Source organism: Amycolatopsis sp. NPDC049868, from assembly GCF_044461365.1.
Taxonomy (GTDB): domain Bacteria; phylum Actinomycetota; class Actinomycetes; order Mycobacteriales; family Pseudonocardiaceae; genus Amycolatopsis.
The window spans coordinates 26,597-43,221 of record NZ_JBITKV010000002.1 but is presented as its reverse complement, the minus strand read 5'-3'; the positions used below and the strand labels follow the sequence as shown (position 1 = coordinate 43,221).

General features: G+C 67.6%; 22 protein-coding genes and 1 tRNA gene. 13 read left to right on the top strand and 10 right to left on the bottom strand.

Annotated features, from left to right (window positions below; translation table 11 throughout):
* Window positions 1-4: 4 nt before the first annotated feature.
* Both dcd and ACIBTM_RS08230 read right to left on the bottom strand, forming a co-directional pair.
* Window positions 5-586, bottom strand: a complete 582-nt coding sequence (gene dcd / locus ACIBTM_RS08235; protein WP_016338162.1) for a dCTP deaminase — start codon at window positions 584-586, stop codon at window positions 5-7.
* A gap of 13 nt (window positions 587-599) precedes the next feature.
* Entirely contained in the window at window positions 600-1,805 is a 1,206-nt protein-coding gene (locus tag ACIBTM_RS08230; RefSeq protein ID WP_395875860.1) for an oxygenase MpaB family protein, read from the bottom strand.
* Between the two features lie 122 nt (window positions 1,806-1,927).
* Here ACIBTM_RS08230 and ACIBTM_RS08225 point away from each other — a divergent pair.
* The 4 genes from ACIBTM_RS08225 (at window position 1,928) to ACIBTM_RS08210 (ending at window position 3,885) form a co-directional block, all read left to right on the top strand.
* Window positions 1,928-1,998: transfer RNA gene (locus ACIBTM_RS08225), tRNA-Gly, on the top strand.
* Window positions 1,999-2,069: 71 nt separating this feature from the next.
* Complete coding sequence (locus ACIBTM_RS08220; RefSeq protein ID WP_395876757.1) at window positions 2,070-2,735, top strand: YdcF family protein; 666 nt, start codon at window positions 2,070-2,072, stop codon at window positions 2,733-2,735.
* Window positions 2,736-2,865: 130 nt separating this feature from the next.
* Window positions 2,866-3,381, top strand: coding sequence for a hypothetical protein (locus ACIBTM_RS08215; RefSeq protein ID WP_395875859.1), 516 nt, complete (start codon window positions 2,866-2,868; stop codon window positions 3,379-3,381).
* Between the two features lie 15 nt (window positions 3,382-3,396).
* Window positions 3,397-3,885 (top strand): GNAT family N-acetyltransferase, encoded by a 489-nt coding sequence (locus ACIBTM_RS08210; protein ID WP_395875858.1) that lies wholly within the window; start codon window positions 3,397-3,399, stop codon window positions 3,883-3,885.
* 267 nt (window positions 3,886-4,152) lie between these two features.
* Here ACIBTM_RS08210 and ACIBTM_RS08205 read toward each other — a convergent pair whose 3' ends face one another.
* Together ACIBTM_RS08205 and ACIBTM_RS08200 are read right to left on the bottom strand one after the other, a co-directional pair.
* Window positions 4,153-4,806 carry a hypothetical protein gene (locus ACIBTM_RS08205; protein WP_395875857.1) on the bottom strand — a complete coding sequence of 218 codons (654 nt, stop codon included), beginning with the start codon at window positions 4,804-4,806 and terminating at the stop codon, window positions 4,153-4,155.
* An 85-nt stretch (window positions 4,807-4,891) separates the two neighbouring features.
* Window positions 4,892-5,293, bottom strand: a complete 402-nt coding sequence (locus tag ACIBTM_RS08200; protein WP_395875856.1) for a DUF4279 domain-containing protein — start codon at window positions 5,291-5,293, stop codon at window positions 4,892-4,894.
* Between the two features lie 34 nt (window positions 5,294-5,327).
* Here ACIBTM_RS08200 and ACIBTM_RS08195 point away from each other — a divergent pair, with 34 nt between their 5' ends.
* Window positions 5,328-5,720: a pyridoxamine 5'-phosphate oxidase family protein gene (locus ACIBTM_RS08195; protein ID WP_395875855.1), complete on the top strand. Its 393-nt coding sequence runs from the start codon at window positions 5,328-5,330 to the stop codon at window positions 5,718-5,720.
* A 34-nt stretch (window positions 5,721-5,754) separates the two neighbouring features.
* On the top strand, window positions 5,755-6,282 hold the full coding sequence (locus tag ACIBTM_RS08190) for a GNAT family N-acetyltransferase (protein ID WP_395875854.1): 528 nt from the start codon (window positions 5,755-5,757) through the stop codon (window positions 6,280-6,282).
* Here the strand turns inward: ACIBTM_RS08190 and ACIBTM_RS08185 are convergent.
* The 4 genes from ACIBTM_RS08185 to ACIBTM_RS08170 form a co-directional block, all read right to left on the bottom strand.
* Window positions 6,279-6,614, bottom strand: a complete 336-nt coding sequence (locus ACIBTM_RS08185; RefSeq protein WP_395875853.1) for an MmcQ/YjbR family DNA-binding protein — start codon at window positions 6,612-6,614, stop codon at window positions 6,279-6,281. The two genes, ACIBTM_RS08190 and ACIBTM_RS08185, sit on opposite strands and share 4 nt — an antisense overlap.
* A gap of 114 nt (window positions 6,615-6,728) precedes the next feature.
* Complete coding sequence (locus tag ACIBTM_RS08180; protein WP_395876756.1) at window positions 6,729-8,414, bottom strand: bifunctional metallophosphatase/5'-nucleotidase; 1,686 nt, start codon at window positions 8,412-8,414, stop codon at window positions 6,729-6,731.
* A gap of 77 nt (window positions 8,415-8,491) precedes the next feature.
* A complete protein-coding gene (locus tag ACIBTM_RS08175) occupies window positions 8,492-9,280 on the bottom strand; it encodes an alpha/beta fold hydrolase (protein WP_395875852.1) in 789 nt (262 codons plus the stop codon).
* A 14-nt stretch (window positions 9,281-9,294) separates the two neighbouring features.
* On the bottom strand, window positions 9,295-9,783 hold the full coding sequence (locus ACIBTM_RS08170; RefSeq protein WP_395875851.1) for a GNAT family N-acetyltransferase: 489 nt from the start codon (window positions 9,781-9,783) through the stop codon (window positions 9,295-9,297).
* Window positions 9,784-9,932: 149 nt separating this feature from the next.
* Here ACIBTM_RS08170 and ACIBTM_RS08165 point away from each other — a divergent pair, with 149 nt between their 5' ends.
* On the top strand, window positions 9,933-10,580 hold the full coding sequence (locus ACIBTM_RS08165; RefSeq protein WP_395875850.1) for a VanZ family protein: 648 nt from the start codon (window positions 9,933-9,935) through the stop codon (window positions 10,578-10,580).
* Here ACIBTM_RS08165 and ACIBTM_RS08160 read toward each other — a convergent pair.
* Together ACIBTM_RS08160 and ACIBTM_RS08155 are read right to left on the bottom strand one after the other, a co-directional pair.
* Window positions 10,521-10,697, bottom strand: coding sequence for a hypothetical protein (locus tag ACIBTM_RS08160; protein WP_395875849.1), 177 nt, complete (start codon window positions 10,695-10,697; stop codon window positions 10,521-10,523). The genes ACIBTM_RS08165 and ACIBTM_RS08160 overlap by 60 nt on opposite strands.
* A gap of 97 nt (window positions 10,698-10,794) precedes the next feature.
* Window positions 10,795-11,448: a class I SAM-dependent methyltransferase gene (locus ACIBTM_RS08155; protein ID WP_395875848.1), complete on the bottom strand. Its 654-nt coding sequence runs from the start codon at window positions 11,446-11,448 to the stop codon at window positions 10,795-10,797.
* Between the two features lie 28 nt (window positions 11,449-11,476).
* On the opposite strand from ACIBTM_RS08155, the gene mug reads away from it, so the two are divergent.
* From mug to ACIBTM_RS08125, 6 genes are all read left to right on the top strand, one after another.
* The gene (gene mug / locus ACIBTM_RS08150; protein ID WP_395875847.1) at window positions 11,477-12,028 is read left to right on the top strand and encodes a G/U mismatch-specific DNA glycosylase; all 552 of its coding nucleotides are present in this window, start codon (window positions 11,477-11,479) and stop codon (window positions 12,026-12,028) included.
* Between the two features lie 282 nt (window positions 12,029-12,310).
* Complete coding sequence (locus ACIBTM_RS08145) at window positions 12,311-13,111, top strand: response regulator transcription factor (RefSeq protein WP_395875846.1); 801 nt, start codon at window positions 12,311-12,313, stop codon at window positions 13,109-13,111.
* A gap of 161 nt (window positions 13,112-13,272) precedes the next feature.
* A complete protein-coding gene (locus tag ACIBTM_RS08140; protein ID WP_395875845.1) occupies window positions 13,273-15,117 on the top strand; it encodes an acyl-CoA dehydrogenase in 1,845 nt (614 codons plus the stop codon).
* A 123-nt stretch (window positions 15,118-15,240) separates the two neighbouring features.
* Window positions 15,241-15,516 carry a GlsB/YeaQ/YmgE family stress response membrane protein gene (locus ACIBTM_RS08135; protein ID WP_395875844.1) on the top strand — a complete coding sequence of 92 codons (276 nt, stop codon included), beginning with the start codon at window positions 15,241-15,243 and terminating at the stop codon, window positions 15,514-15,516.
* A gap of 74 nt (window positions 15,517-15,590) precedes the next feature.
* Window positions 15,591-15,884 (top strand): GlsB/YeaQ/YmgE family stress response membrane protein, encoded by a 294-nt coding sequence (locus tag ACIBTM_RS08130; RefSeq protein WP_016338182.1) that lies wholly within the window; start codon window positions 15,591-15,593, stop codon window positions 15,882-15,884.
* 22 nt (window positions 15,885-15,906) lie between these two features.
* Window positions 15,907-16,623: a leucine-rich repeat domain-containing protein gene (locus ACIBTM_RS08125; RefSeq protein WP_395875843.1), complete on the top strand. Its 717-nt coding sequence runs from the start codon at window positions 15,907-15,909 to the stop codon at window positions 16,621-16,623.
* The last annotated feature ends 2 nt before the right edge of the window (window positions 16,624-16,625 follow it).

The window sequence follows — 16,625 nt, the reverse complement described above, 5'->3', positions numbered from 1 at the left end:
CGCGCTACCTCCAGGTGTCGACGCGGTGGAAGTTCTTGTACGCGCGGCTCGGGGTCGGCCCCCGCTGCCCCTGGTACCGCGAACCGGCCTCGTTCGAGCCGTACGGGAACTCCGCCGCGCTGGACAGACGGAAGATGCAGAGCTGGCCGATCTTCATACCCGGCCAGAGCGTGATCGGCAGGTTCGCCACGTTCGACAGCTCAAGGGTGATGTGGCCCGAGAAGCCGGGGTCGATGAAGCCCGCGGTGGAATGCGTCAGCAGGCCGAGGCGGCCGAGGGAGGACTTGCCCTCCAGGCGTCCGGCGAGGTCGTCGGCGAGCGTGACGGTCTCGTACGTGGAGCCGAGGACGAACTCGCCGGGGTGGAGGACGAAGGGGTCTTCGCCCTCCTTCTCGACCAGCGAGGTCAGCTCGTCCTGCTGCAGCTGCGGGTCGATATGCGTGTACTTGCTGTTGTCGAACACGCGGAAGAAGCGGTCGAGTCGCACGTCGATGCTCGACGGCTGGACCATCGTCGGGTCGAACGGGTCGACGCCGAGACGGCCGGCATCGAGCTCTTTACGGAGGTCACGGTCGCTGAGGAGCACGCGGTCAGCGTAGTCAAGCGGCCTTCATGTGCCTGCCGTAGGTCGGGTCGAGCCCGAACACCTTCGTGACCTGCCGCAGGTAATGGCGACGGCCGGCGGCCCCGATCAGCTCCTGGAGCGCCGTCGCGCCGGGCACCACCCGCCGGACCGTCTCGGCGGCGAAGTTGACCCCCGCCACCGCGACCACGGCCGCCTGGGCGAGCGGATCGTCGGGCAGTTCGAGGAAGTCGGCGTTGGTCTTGCCGAGCAGGAGCCTGCTGATCGCCCCGTGCCCCGCGACCGACACATGCGCGAGAACCTTGCCGAGCGCGCCCCGGCCGTCGCCGATCCCGGCGTGGGCCTTCATGAGCGCCGCGGCGAGCCGCTTGGAATCGTCGTCGGGAATGAACTCGGTGGTCGCGAGCAGCCACAGCAGACGCCAGGCGTCGTCCTCACCGGCGGGCAGGAGTTCCTCGTCGACGCCCATCAGCCAGCCGACGTATCGCCAAAGATGCAGGATGTCGGCGCGCTCGCGGGCGCTGTAGCGGAGCCCGAGCAGCTGGGTGCCGAAGACGTAGACGAGGGAGAAGAGCAGCAGCGTGCCCGCGGTCTGGACCTGGTTGACCGGCCTGTCCCAAGCCGCGTAATCCCAGTCCTTGCGGCGGTTCATGGCCGCGCGGACGTGCGCGTGCACGATCCGCACCCGCAACGCGGACTCGTACCCGCGCCCGCCCGGCACCAGCGCGCCCGGTGTCGTCACGTGGATCCACCACGTCGCCGTCTCGACGAGACGGCGCGCCGCCTTGTACTCGATCTCGCCGGTGCCGACGAGCGACTTCGTCGCCCGCGATGCGAGATAGCCGCCCATCAACGAGACGTCGCCGAGCGGGAAGAGACCGAGCAACCCGGCACGCGTGATCGCCCGCGCGCCGCGATCCAACCGGTCACGATCGACCCAGTACGGCGTCGCCTCGACGTTGCGAAAGAAGGCTTCGAGCTCTTCCGGCGGGCTCTCGACACTGTCGATGCCTTGCCGCAGCGCCAGTTCGAACTTGGGTTGGCCGCCTTTTCGCAGCAACGGCACCAGCACGTCGGCCGCCGGGTCCTCCCGCTGCGCGAACTGCCGCAGCCGGGCCACCTGGTGCTCGTCACCCCTGATGTCGCCCTCGATGAACAACCTCGACGCGACCCGGAACCCACCTTGACGGAACAGTTCGGGATCAGGCAGCCGCTCGCCCATCCGGATCACCTCCGAGGTAGACAACAAGTGTTGTCACTTTCGGTGGCGACGTCAAGGTCGGCCGGGTCTTGGGCGGGGTCTTGGCAAGGGGAGATCCGGACCATGTATGCTGGCCGAGCACTGCGGATGTAGTTCAATGGTAGAACATCAGCTTCCCAAGCTGAATACGCGGGTTCGATTCCCGTCATCCGCTCAGATGCGAAAGCCCCAGGTCAGTGGATGTCCACTGTGGACCTGGGGCTTTCGCTTTGCTTCGGAGCCCTGATGCCTGAAACCCTGCCGGACGGTCTCCGCGCCGACGTGCAGACGCTCTGGGACTACCACGACATGCACCACGAGCCCAGGCCCGCCGACGTCGGGATCGGACTCGGCAGCCACGATATCGGGGTCGCGATTTTCACTGCGGAACTGTTCCACGCCGGGATGTTTCCGCGCATCGTCTTCACCGGGGCCAACGCGCCGACCACTGTCGAACGCTTCCCGCGCGGGGAGGCGGTGCACTACCGCGAACACGCGCTTGAGTCGGGCGTGCCGGATGACGCGATCTTGGTCGAGCCCGAGGCACGGAACACCGGGGACAACATCACGCTCACCCGGAAGCTGCTGGAGTCTCGCGGCATCGAGGTCGGGTCGGTCGTTCTCATCTCTCGGCCGTATCAGCAGCGGCGTGCTTACGCGACCTGCAAGAAGCTGTGGCCTGAGGTCGACGTCATCTGCGCTTCCCGGCCGTTGCCGCTGGATGACTACGTCGAGAGTATCGGCGATGTGGACCGGGTGATCAACATGCTTGTCGGTGATACGCAACGGATCACCGACTATGCGGAACGCGGTTTCGCTATCCGGCAGGACATCCCGAACAGCGTCACCGAGGCCTACGGCCGCTTGGTCCAGGCTGGATTCAGAGAGCGTCTTCTGCCTCAGGGCTGCTGACTGTGTGGATTTTGGGACATCTGACGTCCCAAAATCCACACAGTCCCGCGTCACCGGCCCGGTCCCGACCTGAGCCGAAGCCGGGGACCTGTCCCCTCACACCGCGGTTACCTTCTGCACCGTGCGGAGAATGTCGAGCGACAGTACGGCGGCGGCCTTGCTGACCGTCCTGGCCGGGTCGCTGATCCTTCCGCTTCTCCTGGTCGGCGGGATCTTCCTCATCATCGGCTTGAACACGGGCAGCACCCCGGGGCCGTACACCGTCGTTTTCGCCAAGGCGGGTGACGAATGCGGGGCGACAGGCCACTATCTCGACGCGTCCACAGGGGAACCGCTGAGGTGCATGGGCCAGGGAGGGCTGCGAGATGCCTCGCTCGAATTCCCCGGTTTCTCCCGTGCGCAGAACGCCGAGGTTCGCCGCCGGCTGGCCACGTTGGCGGAAGACGGCGAGCTGAGTGTCTTCGACCATCGTTCGGTCCAAGCCAAGATCGACGGGATCGTGGCGACCTTGCCGCCAGGAACCCGCGTCGAGCGGGAATCCGGCTCGACCCGGATCTGGATCGGCTCGGGTCTGACGGTCGCCGGTCTGCTCTTGCTTTCCGGCTTCGTCTGGCGGTGGCGCCGGAACCGCCGGACGGGTTTTTGATTTACCGTGCCAGGTATGGAAATCCGGGAGTTCACCGAAGACGACTGGGCGCAGGTCTGGCCGATCGTGCGCGAAGTCGTCCGGGCGGCGGACACGTACACCTACGACCCGAACCTCACCGAGGACGACGCCCGCGGGACTTGGGTCGAGACACCGCCGGGCCGGACGGTGGTCGCGGTCGAGGGCGGCCGCGTGCTCGGTACGGCGAAGATGGGCCCGAACCGCGGCGGGCCCGGGTCCCATGTGGCGACGGCCAGTTTCATGGTGGACAAGGATATTCGCGGCAAGGGCATCGGTGGTGCACTGTGTGCGGATGCCCTGGATTGGGCCAGGGAACGGGGTTTCGCCGGTATGCAGTTCAACGCGGTCGCCGAGTCGAACGCGGCCGGGATCCGCATCTACGAACGGCTCGGGTTCGAGATCGTCGGAACGGTGCCGGGCGCGTTCGAGCATCCGGCGCTGGGGCGCATCGGGTTGCACGTCATGTACTGCGACTTCGGCTGAAACCGTGAACGGGACGATCGAGAGACATGCCGTCATGGCTGTGGTCGCCGTGGCGGCGGCCGTCATCACGTCGGCCTGACTGCTGAACCGCGATGTCACCCGAGGGCAGCTCGAACGGTGACGGCTTCATCTTGGCGGGCGCCCGATGGACCGGACCCGACAACGTCTGGCGTGATGGCTCGTCGGGGCCCACGTGCGTCGGCACGGACACCACGATCGCGACCCGTGTCCAGCTTGGAGTAGGCACGCCGTGTGGCTGCGCTGCCTCTAGCCTTCGACGAGTTCCCAAGGAGCGTCGGCGCTCGGCCGGTCGTACACCTGGCCGGGCGCGGCGCTCAGCACCAGTGCGACGTCCGGGTACAGCGTGACGGCGTGTTCCATCTCAAGGGCTTCGACCTCGAAGTCCTCGCTCTCCGGCACCTGGAAGCCGACGAGCAGCCAGCTTCCGTCGGCCTCGCGGACTACCTGGCGCACGGCGCGGACCGGGGCGGCGGGGTCGGTGGAGATCTCGGCGAGTTCGGTGCTCACCTGGACTTCTTCCAGCGGCGAGCCGGGATGCGTCCACGCGGCGAGGCGGGCGGCGCGCACCAGGAGGTCTTCCTCGTCGTCGTCCGAGTCGGCGACCGAGCTCAGCAGCCACGTACGCCGTTCCGGATCCCAGTCGGCGGCCATGCCGGTGGGGAGGCCGGCCAGCGCGGCGATCTCCGGGATGAGCTCCACCGCGTCCCGCAGGGGCAGCGCGCCGAACGCGTCCTTGTTCTCCTCCATGTCCTCGGAGAACTCGTTGCCGTCGCTGATGAACCAGTCGCCGTCGTCGTCCAGTACGACGAACGCGAGGTTCGACGGGTCTTCCACCAGCGACCGGGAGATGATCACCGGCGACTCGGGATCCTGACTCAGCGGCCAGTTCTCGCTCGACATGCTGGGCTCCCAACGGGGTTGTCCGGCTGTGGGGCACCATCCCACCATCTCCGGCGTTCCCGTCGCGCACCGGACCGGCGGAAGCTCATTCGCTGAGGTCGTACTCGTCGACATCGAGCGCGGCGGCCGCTTCGGTGAGGAACGCGATCACGGCGGGCGAGAGGTGCCAGCCGAATTCCTCGCCGCCGTCACGGTGATGGAAGTAGCGCACCACTTGCAGCACCGCGCTCGCACCTTCGTCGACCAGCTTGCGGATTTCCGGGCGGACGGGGGCGAGCCTGCCGATCACGCTCTCGATCTGGTCGTCGACCGGTTCCGAACCGCGATGCGTCACCTTCCAGGCGTGCATCCGCGGCAACCGATGTTCGGCGGACCGCGAACCCAGTACCAGGACCTCGTCGGGCTCCATGCCGAGCCGCGCGGTGATCTCCCCGGCGGACACGGTTTCGCTCTTCAAGGCGAAGTAGCAGTACTGGTGGACCTTCACGCCCGGGACCCTAGCTTTCGGGCAAGCTGACCAGGTGAAACGTGATCAATCGCTTATCGAACGGCTCGCGCGGGAGCGCAACGCCTGGTTTTGCACGCTCCGCGCGGACGGTTCACCGCATGTCACTCCGGTGTGGTTCGTGTATCTCGACGGCGTCTTCTGGATCGGAAGCGGCGAGCGGAACGTGAAGGTGCGCAACATCGGTGGCGATCCACGCGTCAGCCTCGCGCTCGAGGACGGCGACGCCCCCGCTGTCGCCGAAGGCGTGGCACGCGTCCATCAAGGCGCTTTGCGCGAAGACGTCCTTGCGGCGCTGGCGGCGAAGTACGACGGTTGGGCGGCCGGTGAGGAGATCGCCCCGTTCGGCGCCAGGGTGCTGCTGGAAGTCCCCGTTAAACGCTGGCTGCTCAAGGGTGTCGCCCAATAGTCTGGAAAGTCCGATACCGATCTTGGGATGGACGATGCTGACCGGTGAACTGATCCGCCTGCGCCCGCTCGAACCCGAGGACGCGGACACGCTGTGGCGCTGGCACAACGACCCGGAGGTCACCCGCTGGCTGCCGGCGGACCACCCGGAATCCCTCGCCCAGATCCGCGAACGCTTCGCCCACCGCGAGCCCAACAGCTTCAGCCAGGTGAACTTCGCGATCGAGAGCCTCGCCGTCGGCACGTTGATCGGCACCTGCACCCTGCGCGACGCCACCCCGGAGCGGGGCCGCGCGGAACTCGACATCTACCTCGGCGAGAAGGACCACTGGGGCGGCGGCTACGGCACCGACGCCATGCGCACGCTCTGCCGCTACGGCTTCGACATGATGCGGCTGCACATGATCGCGCTGTGGGTCGTGGTCGACAACGAGGCAGCGATCCACATCTACAAGAAGCTCGGGTTCCAGGTGGACGGCAGGCATCGGCAGTCGTTCCGCGGCCAGAACGGCCAGTGGCACGACGAGTACCTGATGAGCCTGCTCGAAGGGGAACTCCGCTAGGTCAGTCCTTTCGTGAGCCTGGCGGGTGCCTTCATCCGCCAGGCCTCCTCGATCAGCTCGCTCAACTGCGCCTTCTCCACCTTCTCGAGGTCGACGAGGATCGCGCCATAGCCGTCGTAATGCGGAGTGGTGAAGTACGCGGGATCGCCGGAGGCCAGCAGGGCCTCTTTCTCCGCGTGCTCGCACAACAGCATCAGCCCGCCCTCGGCCTCGGTGCGCAGCCGGGCGAAGCTCTTGCCCGCGACCTTGAGCGACGGCGTGCGGTACGACGTGGACTCCTCGACCTCCGGCAACCTGCCCGCCAGAGCCACGACTTCTTCCCAGGTCGTCATGGCGGACATTGTGCCCTGGGTCACTGACAAAACAACCCTGCAAGACGCCATGAACGGTCCGTTCCTTGCAAATTTTGCAAGGAACGGACCGTTCATGGCGCGCGCCGGAGGGGGTTACGGCAGGGCGGTGATCCGGTCCGCGGGCGGCGGCGCGATACCCGGGTGCGCCCCGAAGTACGCGATCAGCGCGTCCAGGTCCACCGGACCACCCGACAGGTTGGTCCCCTTCGTGAACTCGGTGAAGCCGTCCCCGCCGGCGGCGAGGAAGTTGTTCACCGAAACGCGGTACGACGCCGCCGGGTCGATCGGTGCGCCGTCGAGCGTCAGGTTCGAGACGCGCGAGCCCTGAGCGGCCGACGCCGAGTACGAGTACTTCAGCGACTTCGAGATCTGCAGGATCCGCACGACGCCGTTGGCCTGCCACTGCTGTTCGAGCACGTTCTTCAGGTTCGCCCCGGTGAGCGTGATCGTCTGCATGATGTTCGCGAACGGCTGCACGGCGAAGGCCTCGCCATAGGTCACGACACCGTCGCCTTCGCCGGCGGACGACGACGCGTAGGTGAAGTCCGTGCGGATACCGCCGGGGTTCGTCATCGCGATCTGCGCGCCGTTCGACTTCGTGGCTTCGAGCTGGGCGTCGGCGATGACGTCGCCCAGCGGGGACTCGCCGGAGGCCGCGCCCTTGGCGACGAGATCCGCGGTGATGGTGCCGACGGCCTTGTTCGCGATCGGCGCGGCCTTGACCTTGGCCTCGTCGATCAGCTTCACCACGCCGGCGTCCGGCGTGACGTCGCGGGTGACGATCTGGTTGTGCGCCTTGGTCTCGCCACGGATGACGTCGCGGGTCCGGCTGTCGATCTTCAGGTCGACGACCGACAGAAGACGGCCGAACGACGCGCCTTGGATCACCGGACGCGGCGCGCCACTGGGATCGTTGATCACGCAGTTGTACTGCTGGTGGCTGTGCCCGGTGAAGATGGCGTCCACTGTGGACGTCACCTTCTGCGCGATCGCGGTCGCGGCGCCCGGCTTGACCTTGCATTCGTCCGGACCGGCGGTCTCGGAGTTGTCGCCCTGGTGCAGCAGCACGACCTGCGCCTTGATGCCGAACATGTCGAGCAGCTTGGCCGTGCGGTCGATGGCCTGGACCTCTTCGCCGAACTTGAGGCCCTTGATCGCCTCCGGGGTGACGACCTGCGGCAGATCCTTCAGCGTCGCGCCGATGACGCCGATCGGGACGCCGCCGGAAACCTCGATGCTGAACGGCAGCAACGCCGGGACACCGTTCTCGTAGTACACATTGGACCCGAGAAAGGGGAAGTTCGCCCCCTTGAAGGACTCGCGGAACTGGCAGCCGTCGGTGGGGTGGCAGCCACCGTGCTGCATCCGGCGGAGTTCCTTGAGGCCCTCGTCGAATTCGTGGTTGCCCACCACGGAAGCCTCGACACCGAGCTGGTTCAACAGCTCGACGGTCGGCTCGTCGTGGAACAGCGCCGAGATCACCGGCGACGCGCCGATGCTGTCACCGGCGGACAGGACGACCGAGTTGCGCGCTTCGCCGCGAAGCTTCTTCAGATGGGTAGCGAGGTAGGCGGCGCCGCCCGCGTTGACGGTGGTTCCGTCGGGCAGCGTGACACGGCCGCTCGAACCGGACGGCGGTTCAAGGTTGCCGTGCAGGTCGTTGAACGTGATCAGCCGGACGTCGGTGGTCACCGACGCGGCGGACGCGGGCGCGGCGACGGCGGCCAGCGCGGTCAGCGCGGCACCGGTGACCACGGCCAGCCGGGTGGAGAGCTTCATTGTCGGGTGCACGGCGGAGGAGTCTGCCTGGCGAGTTCGACGATCACCAGGGGAAAAAGTCGGACGATAGGCAACCGTCACACGGCGCGGGAGCTGCCGTCGAGCAGTACTCGCGCGACCAGTTCGGGCTCGTCGTTCATCGGCACGTGCCCGCAGCCGCGCAGCACCAGCAGCTCGGCCTCCGGCGCGATCCGGCGCAGTTCGGCGGCCTTCGGGCGGGCGAGGATACGGTCGCGTTCCGCCCACGCGATGGTCACCGGCACGTCACGGACGACGCCGTCGAACCGGAAACCGCCGCGGGCCTGCTCCAGCGTCGGCCGGAAGCCGGGGCAGCCGGCGAGCGCGCGGATGTCCTCCATGACGACCTGCGTGGTGAGCCGGTCCGGGCGGCCGACGATCATCCCGGTGAGCACCGACCGGCCCGCCGGAGTCGCGGCGAGCCGGCGCGCGGTGCGTTCGGGGATCCGCTCGGCGAGCAGGCGATGGGTGCGCAACATGCTCAGCGCGTACCGCTGTTGCCGCGGCGTCCACAGCCCGGCCGGGGACAACGCCGTCACACTGCGGACGAGGCCCGCCTCCCCGAGCGCGAGCGAGAGCAGTCCGCCGAGCGAGTTGCCCGCGACGTGCGGTTTGCCGAGGCCGAGGTCGTCGAAGAGCTTTCCGAACATCTCGACGGCGGCTTCGACGCCGTAACCGCCGGCGTGCGGAGCCGACTCGCCGAAACCCGGCAGGTCGACGGTGATGACGTCGCGGTGCGGGGTGAGCAGGCCGAGCACGGGTGACCAGGCCTGTCGCCGGTGGCCGACCCCGTGGATCAGCACCAGCGGCTCGCCCTTGCCCGCGCGGTCGAAGACGACTTTGTCCATCCCGCGAGGTTAAGCTATTTACTGCTACCGGCGGTAACAGGTAAATAAAGACGCTCGCGCCGCCGGGTGACGTCGTTCGGCATCGGCTCCAGTTCACCCGTCGCGATGAACCCGAGCTTCAGGTACAGCCGCCGCGCCCGGTCGTTGTCCTCCGCGACGTGCAGCCACACCTCGCGCGCGCCGTCCTCCTCGGCGGCCGACCGCACCTCACCCATCAGCCTGGTGCCCAGCCCCCGGCCTCGGGCTTCGGGCGCGACCCACATCGAGTAGAGGATCCAGCCGTCGTCCCGCGCCCGTCCGGCGACGAGGCCCACCGGACGCCCGTCGTCGAAGGCGGCGAACCAGACGTCTCCGGCCAGCTTCGCGAGCCACTCCTCGTCGGATTGCGCGCTTTCGGCCGCGGCGATCGAGCCGTAGTTCTCCGGGGTGTCCGTCAGCGCACGCAGGCGGATCTCACGGAAGACGTCGAGGTCTTCGGGGACGAGCCGTCGAACGAGCAACATCCGGGCAGAATCCCACGCGACCGGCGGATCGGGGAACGAATATCGCCGATCGGCCAAGATCGGGGTCGGCCACTCGGCCGATCCGGACCCGGCCGCCGCGGCCCTTCGACCGAAGTGGCGGGCCCCTCGTGATCCATAACGTCGTGGTCATGACGAACGCACAGGTCACCGCCCTGCAGTACGGCTTGATCGGCTTCTTCGCGCTCTGGGCGACGGTGCTGATCCCGCAGCTGATCGTCCTGCACGCGCGGCACGGCCGGGTGCGGCTTCGTCCCGTCCTGACCACGGCCGCGGTGCTGCTCTACGCGACCATGACGCTGGCGGTGACCTTCCTGCCCCTGCCCGGCCCAGGCGTCAAACGGCTGAGCCAGACAGTGCAGCCGCACCCGTTCCAGTGGGTCGCCGACATCCACACCGAACTGCTCAAGCACGGGCTGCCGATGGCCGACTGGTTCACCACCCAGACCTTCCAGCAGGCCACCATGAACGTGCTGCTGTTCGTCCCGCTCGGCTTCTTCGCCAGGACACTCTGGAAGCGCGGCCTCGTCGGCACGACACTGATCGGCCTCGCCGCTTCGCTGCTGATCGAGGTCACGCAGCTGACCGCGAACTTCGGCACCGCGCCCTACGTCTACCGGATCTTCGACGTCGACGACCTGCTCAACAACACCGGTGGCGCGATGCTCGGCTGGATCGCCGGGGCCCTGCTGCTCAGCCTCGTGCGGAAGCCCGTTCCCTCAACGGTCGAGCTTCAGCTTCCGCGCCGCGAGCGGGTCGACCTCGCCCAGATCCGCTAGCCTCGCCCGCCGTCGCTGGGCCGCGCGCCGCGCGGCCCGCCGGTCTTCCACGATCACCAGCACGGTGGCCACCACGAAGATCAACGCGACCAGGCCGAGGATGAGCGAGAGCTGCAAAACGCCTCCTCGATGACGACCTTGTGCGCGAGATCACAAACAGTACGCATATCGTGCTGAGATGACCACCCCTTGAGACGAAAGTGGGTGTCGCAGGTCACTCGGGGATCGCGGAGAACCACGTCCGGTCTTCCGCGCGCCAGCGTTCGAAGGCAAGGCCGGCGCTGGTCAGAGCGGATTTCAGGGCCATCGAGTCCAGGCGGCGGCAGGTGAACGCCTGGCTCCAGCTCCGGGTGCCCGCCGAATACCGCACGACGGCCGACAGGAGGTCGCCTTCACGGACGACCTGGCCGAGCCGGACGTCGACCTCGCCGAGCCTGCCGCCTTGGCCGTCTCGGACCGAGTCGAACCACTCCGGCGGATGCCATTCGACGAGCACTTGCCCGCCAGGTTCGACATGCGCGCGAGCCGTGGCGAGGAAGGCCTGCCGATCGGCCTCCGAGGCGGTGTTGATCAGGTGGCTGCCGAGCAGCACCACGTCGAAGCCCCTGCCGAGCCGCACGTCTTCGATCTTCGAACACACCGTCTCGGCGCGGACGTGGGCGAGCATCTCCGGCGAGTCGTCCACCGCGACCACCGGATGCCCGAGCTCCAGCAACGCGTGCGTGACCCGTCCGGTGCCGCTGCCGAGCTCCAGGATCGAGGCCCCCGCCGGGACCGCCGCGTGCACGATCCCAGGCTCTTCGCCGGGCGGCAGCAGCCGGTACACCTCGACCGAACAGCCGTCCGCCGCGAACGCCCCCTGATCCATACCCGCCAGCGTGCCGGAAACTGGCCCGGTGAGGACGAAACCGACCAAGGACGAGCTGGCCGCCGCCTACGGCAAGACCATCGACGACGTCATCGCGCCGGATCTGGACGTGCTGTTCTGCGGGATCAACCCCGGCCTCTACTCGGGTGCCCTCGGCCTGCACTTCGCCCGGCCGGGGAACCGGTTCTGGCCCGCGCTGCACCGCGGCGGCTTCACCCCGCGCCTGCTCGATCCCAGCGAACAGGACGAACTGCCCGGCCTCGGTCTCGGCATCACGAACGTCGTCGCGCGGACGACGGCGCGGGCCGACGAGCTGACGCCGGACGAATTCCGGGAAGGCGGCCGTCTCCTCACGGCGAGGGTCGCCGAATACCGGCCACGCTGGCTCGCGGTGGTCGGGATCACGGCCTACCGGACCGCGTTCGGCCTGCCGAAGGCGAAGATCGGCCCGCAGGACGGCGGGATCGGCGGCGCGCGGGTCTGGGTACTGCCGAATCCGAGCGGGCTGAACGCGCACTGGACGCCCGCGACGCTCGGCGAGGAGTTCGGGCGCCTCCACGCCGAAGTCCACTCTGAGTAGCGAACGCGTCAAGATCTTCCGTCGGCGCGCTCATTCGAGCAAGAGATCCACAACCAGCTGATACGCAGAGTTTGCTGCGACGAGGCGATACATCTATGAGGGGGATATCGCGTCACGTGCCCCCGCCTGCCGACTCGTAATAGTTACGAGGTGTCATCTCTGTCCGGTCCCGCAGGGGGGACCGGTTGACGAGGGTGACCACGCCGGGGGGCAGTGGTCACCGAATGGACTTCCGAGTCCTCTCGTCCGGAGATGGCGGGCACAAAAACGGAGGGGTCCGTGATGCGAAGCATCGAGCCGAACCGATCGCAGGCCGGCAGGCCTGGCGGATTGTCGCCGGGTGGCCGCGGACTCGGCGTGGCCGCCGTCGATCCGATCCCGATCTTCTGTGAGGGGTTGAGTTCGCTGGTCCACCGCACGCCGGGGTTGCAGTGGCTCGGCCACGCGGCGAGCCATCACGCCGCGCTCCAGCTGTGCGAGCAGCTCAAACCGGACGTCATCGTGCTGGATTCGGCGCTCGACCCGAACTGCCATCTGTCCCGGCTGCTCAGCGGCGGCGACCCGGCGCTGGTCATCATCACGATGATCAGGGACACCAATCGCACCCAGCAGTACCTCGCCGCGGCGATCGCGGCGGGCGTGCACGCGATCGTGCCGAGAGCGACCGACGGACGGCATCTGGCCGAAGCGATCCGGCGCGCGCACAGCGACCGCCGCTACATCGACCCGACGCTGGCGGCGCTGACGGCGCGGCCGAAGCGCCAGCCCGTGCTCCCGAAGCCGGGCGACGCCACCAAGCCGGCCACCGCGCGCGGCCTGATGCCGCTGTCCCGCCGCGAGTACCAGGTCCTGCAGCTGGTGGCCGAGGGGCTGGAGAACTCCGGGATCGCGAAGATCCTGTTCCTCTCCGTGGAAACCGTGCGGACGCACGTCAAGAGCATCCTGCGCAAGCTTTCGGCCCGCGACCGCACACACGCGGTGACGATCGCGTTCCGCTCCGGCATCCTGATCGCGAATCCCGACGACACGCACACCCCGGCCGAGCCTCCCGCGGCCACTTCGATCGCGCCGTCACCCCGCTGACCCCGGCCCGCCGACGGCTCTGAGACCCCCCGTATTGCTGATTTACACATCACAACAGTGGCCATTCACTTGCCGCCGGTTACCCACAGGTAATATCCTGATGTTACCGGCGAGTAGGGACGTGTGCCCGGCCGGGGAGCCGAACACATTGGAGTGACGAAATGGGCCACTACAAGAGCAACGTCCGAGACCTGGAGTTCAACCTCTTCGAGGTCCTCGGCGTGCAGGACCGCCTCGGCAAGGGCGTCCTCGCGGAATCCGACGAGGAGACCGCCCGCGGCGTGCTGACCGAGCTGAACAAGCTCGCTTCCGGTCCCCTCGCCGACTCGTACGCCGACGCGGACCGCAACCCGCCGGTGTACGACCCGAAGACCTTCTCGGTGAAGATCCCCGAGTCGTTCAAGAAGAGCTACCAGGCGCTGATGGACGGCGAATGGTGGCGGCTGGGCCTGCCGAACGAGCTGGGCGGCTTCGGCCTGCCCCCGACCGTCCAGTGGGCCGCGGCCGAGCTGATCCTCGGTGCCAACGCGCCGCTGTTCATGTACATGGCGGGCCCGAACTTCGCCGGCATCGTCGACAAGAACGGCACCGACGAGCAGAAGCGCTGGGCGCAGATCATGATCGACCGCGGCTGGGGCGCCACGATGGTGCTCACCGAGCCCGACGCCGGTTCCGACGTCGGCGCCGGCCGCGCCAAGGCCGTCAAGCAGGAGGACGGCTCCTGGCACATCGACGGCGTGAAGCGGTTCATCACCTCGGCCGAGAACGACATGGTCGAGAACATCATGCACCTGGTGCTGGCCCGCCCCGAGGGCCCCGGCATCGAGACCAAGCCCGGCACCAAGGGCCTTTCGCTCTTCCTCGTGCCGAAGTTCCACTTCGACGGCGAGACCGGTGAGCTGGGCGAGCGCAACGGCGCCTTCGTCACCAACGTCGAGCACAAGATGGGCATCAAGGCCTCCACCACCTGCGAGCTGACCTTCGGCCAGCACGGCACCCCCGCCAAGGGCTGGCTGCTCGGCGAGGTGCACGACGGCATCGCGCAGATGTTCCAGGTCATCGAGTACGCCCGCATGATGGTCGGCACGAAGGCCATCGCGACGCTGTCGACCGGCTACCTCAACGCGCTCGAGTACGCCAAGGAGCGCGTCCAGGGCTCGGACCTGCCGAACATGCTCAACAAGGCGGCGCCGCGCGTCACCATCACCCACCACCCGGACGTCCGCCGCTCGCTGATGCTGCAGAAGGCGTACGCCGAGGGCCTGCGCGCGGTGTACCTCTACACCGCGACCTTCCAGGACCAGGTGTGGACCGGCGAGGGCGACGAGGCCTCGCAGAAGATCGCGCACGGCGTCAACGACCTGCTGCTGCCGATCGTCAAGGGCGTCGGCTCCGAGCGCGCGACCGAGCAGCTCGTGCAGTCGCTGCAGACCCTCGGCGGGTCGGGCTTCCTGCAGGACTACCCGATCGAGCAGTACATCCGTGACGCGAAGATCGACTCGCTGTACGAAGGCACCACGGCCATCCAGTCGCTGGACTTCTTCTTCCGCAAGATCGTCCGCGACAAGGGCGCTTCGCTTGCCTACGTCGCCGGGGAGATCACGAAGACCATCGAGTCGGAGATCGGCAACGGGCGGCTCAAGAACGAGCGCGGTCTGCTGAAGCAGGCGCTCGAGGACACCCAGGGCATGCTCGGCTCGCTGATCGGCTACCTGACCTCGTCGCAGGAGGACCCGCAGAACATCAACAAGGTCGGCCAGCACACGGTCCGCCTGCTGATGTCGGTCGGCGACCTGCTCATCGGCTGGCAGCTCATCAAGCACGCCGAGGTCGCCATCGGCAAGCTCGACTCGGGCGCGTCGGCGAAGGACGTCCCGTTCTACGAGGGCAAGCTCGCCGTGGCGTCGTTCTTCGCGAAGAGCGTGCTGCCGGAGCTGACGTCGCGCCGCGCGATCGTCGAGGCCGCGGACAACAGCCTCATGGAGATCTCCGAAGCCGCGTTCTAAACGGTTTCGTGACGAAGAGCCCTCTCCGCTCCGGAGGGGGCTCTTCGTGGTTTCGAGGGGGTTTTCCGAGGGCATTCCGTGCTGAGTCCGCCCGTTGGCGGAGACCTCGGCAAAGGAGTCTCAATGACAGTCACCGGCATCATCACGGCGATCGTGGTCGGCCTGATCCTCGGGGTGCTCGGCAGGTTCTTCGCCCCCGGCAAGCAGGCCATCCCGATCTGGCTGACCATCGTCGTCGGTATCGTCGCCGCCTTCATCGGCACCGCGATCGCCCGTGGGCTCGGCTACGCGGAGACGAAGGGCTTCGACTGGCTCGAACTCATCACCCAGATCGTCATCGCCGGTATCGGGGTCACGCTGGCCGCGAACCTCTACGGACGTCGCGGTGTCACCCGGTAAGGGGTCTTGAGGCGCGACGAGCCGGTTTCGGTGTCACCGTGGGTCCAACTCGATTCTCCAGCGAAGGAGGAACCATGTTGGGTGGCCTTTGGGGCATCATCACCACGATCGTGGTCGGGCTGATCCTCGGCGTCATCGGCCGGATGCTGGCGTCCGGCGATCAGAAGATCCCGATGTGGCTGACGATCGTGGTCGGCATCATCGCCGCGTTCATCGGCAACTGGCTGGCCGGGGTGTTCGGGGTCCGTGACACCCCCGGCATCGACTGGATCCGGCACGCCTTCCAGGTCGGCGCGGCCGTCGTCGGCGTCATCGCCGCGGCCGCGATCTACGCCAAGGTCAAGGGCGGGCATCGCGCCGCGACCTGACCGAGGACTACGGTCGGCCCCTGTGACCACTCGGCTCGAACTCGGTGGCCAGGGGCTGACCTCCCTGTCCGGCATCTCCCTTCCGGCGACGCTGGAGTATCTGGACCTGTACGACAACCGGCTGACGTCCGTTCCCGACGAGCTGTGGTCGCTTTCCGGACTCCGCGTGCTGAATCTGGCCACCAACCGGCTGACCTCCGTCTCACCCTCGATCGGCGCCCTGCGGAATCTGCACACGCTGGATCTGGGGCACAACGCGCTGTCCACTCTGCCGGACGAACTCGGCGAGCTTTCCGGGCTGACGGAATACCTCTACGTGAGTGACAACCGGTTGACCGAATTCCCCGCCGCGCTGTGTTCGCTCGGACGGCTGAAGTACCTGGGGTGCACGGACAATCGCATCCCCACGCTGCCGGAAGACCTGTCCGGGCTGGCCTCGTTACGCGAATTCCGCTTGTACGGCAACGGGTTGACCGAGATTCCGGAATCGATGGGGACGCTCACCGCGTTACGCGAACTGCATCTGCGGAAGAACCGGCTGACCTCCTTGCCGTCCTCCATCGGGGATCTGAGCGAACTGCGTCAGCTGGATCTGCGGGAGAACCGGCTCACCTCGCTGCCGGGATCCATCGCCCGGCTGTCCAAATTGGACAAACTGGATCTGCGGTGGAACAAGGAACTGCGCGAGCCTTCGTGGCTCGCGGCCTTCGAAGCGCGGGGCTGCATGGTGCTGCGGTGATG

What these genes read in the sequence shown, in the direction of transcription:
- ACIBTM_RS08230 (WP_395875860.1), bottom strand. Translation starts at nt 1,805, where the DNA reads ATGGGCGAGCGGCTGCCTGATCCCGAACTGTTCCGTCAAGGTGGGTTC.
- ACIBTM_RS08220 (WP_395876757.1), top strand. Translation starts at nt 2,070, where the DNA reads ATGCCTGAAACCCTGCCGGACGGTCTCCGCGCCGACGTGCAGACGCTC.
- ACIBTM_RS08215 (WP_395875859.1), top strand. Translation starts at nt 2,866, where the DNA reads ATGTCGAGCGACAGTACGGCGGCGGCCTTGCTGACCGTCCTGGCCGGG.
- ACIBTM_RS08210 (WP_395875858.1), top strand. Translation starts at nt 3,397, where the DNA reads ATGGAAATCCGGGAGTTCACCGAAGACGACTGGGCGCAGGTCTGGCCG.
- ACIBTM_RS08205 (WP_395875857.1), bottom strand. Translation starts at nt 4,806, where the DNA reads ATGTCGAGCGAGAACTGGCCGCTGAGTCAGGATCCCGAGTCGCCGGTG.
- ACIBTM_RS08190 (WP_395875854.1), top strand. Translation starts at nt 5,755, where the DNA reads ATGCTGACCGGTGAACTGATCCGCCTGCGCCCGCTCGAACCCGAGGAC.
- ACIBTM_RS08185 (WP_395875853.1), bottom strand. Translation starts at nt 6,614, where the DNA reads ATGACGACCTGGGAAGAAGTCGTGGCTCTGGCGGGCAGGTTGCCGGAG.
- ACIBTM_RS08180 (WP_395876756.1), bottom strand. Translation starts at nt 8,414, where the DNA reads ATGAAGCTCTCCACCCGGCTGGCCGTGGTCACCGGTGCCGCGCTGACC.
- ACIBTM_RS08175 (WP_395875852.1), bottom strand. Translation starts at nt 9,280, where the DNA reads ATGGACAAAGTCGTCTTCGACCGCGCGGGCAAGGGCGAGCCGCTGGTG.
- ACIBTM_RS08170 (WP_395875851.1), bottom strand. Translation starts at nt 9,783, where the DNA reads ATGTTGCTCGTTCGACGGCTCGTCCCCGAAGACCTCGACGTCTTCCGT.
- ACIBTM_RS08165 (WP_395875850.1), top strand. Translation starts at nt 9,933, where the DNA reads ATGACGAACGCACAGGTCACCGCCCTGCAGTACGGCTTGATCGGCTTC.
- ACIBTM_RS08155 (WP_395875848.1), bottom strand. Translation starts at nt 11,448, where the DNA reads ATGGATCAGGGGGCGTTCGCGGCGGACGGCTGTTCGGTCGAGGTGTAC.
- ACIBTM_RS08145 (WP_395875846.1), top strand. Translation starts at nt 12,311, where the DNA reads ATGCGAAGCATCGAGCCGAACCGATCGCAGGCCGGCAGGCCTGGCGGA.
- ACIBTM_RS08140 (WP_395875845.1), top strand. Translation starts at nt 13,273, where the DNA reads ATGGGCCACTACAAGAGCAACGTCCGAGACCTGGAGTTCAACCTCTTC.
- ACIBTM_RS08135 (WP_395875844.1), top strand. Translation starts at nt 15,241, where the DNA reads ATGACAGTCACCGGCATCATCACGGCGATCGTGGTCGGCCTGATCCTC.
- ACIBTM_RS08130 (WP_016338182.1), top strand. Translation starts at nt 15,591, where the DNA reads ATGTTGGGTGGCCTTTGGGGCATCATCACCACGATCGTGGTCGGGCTG.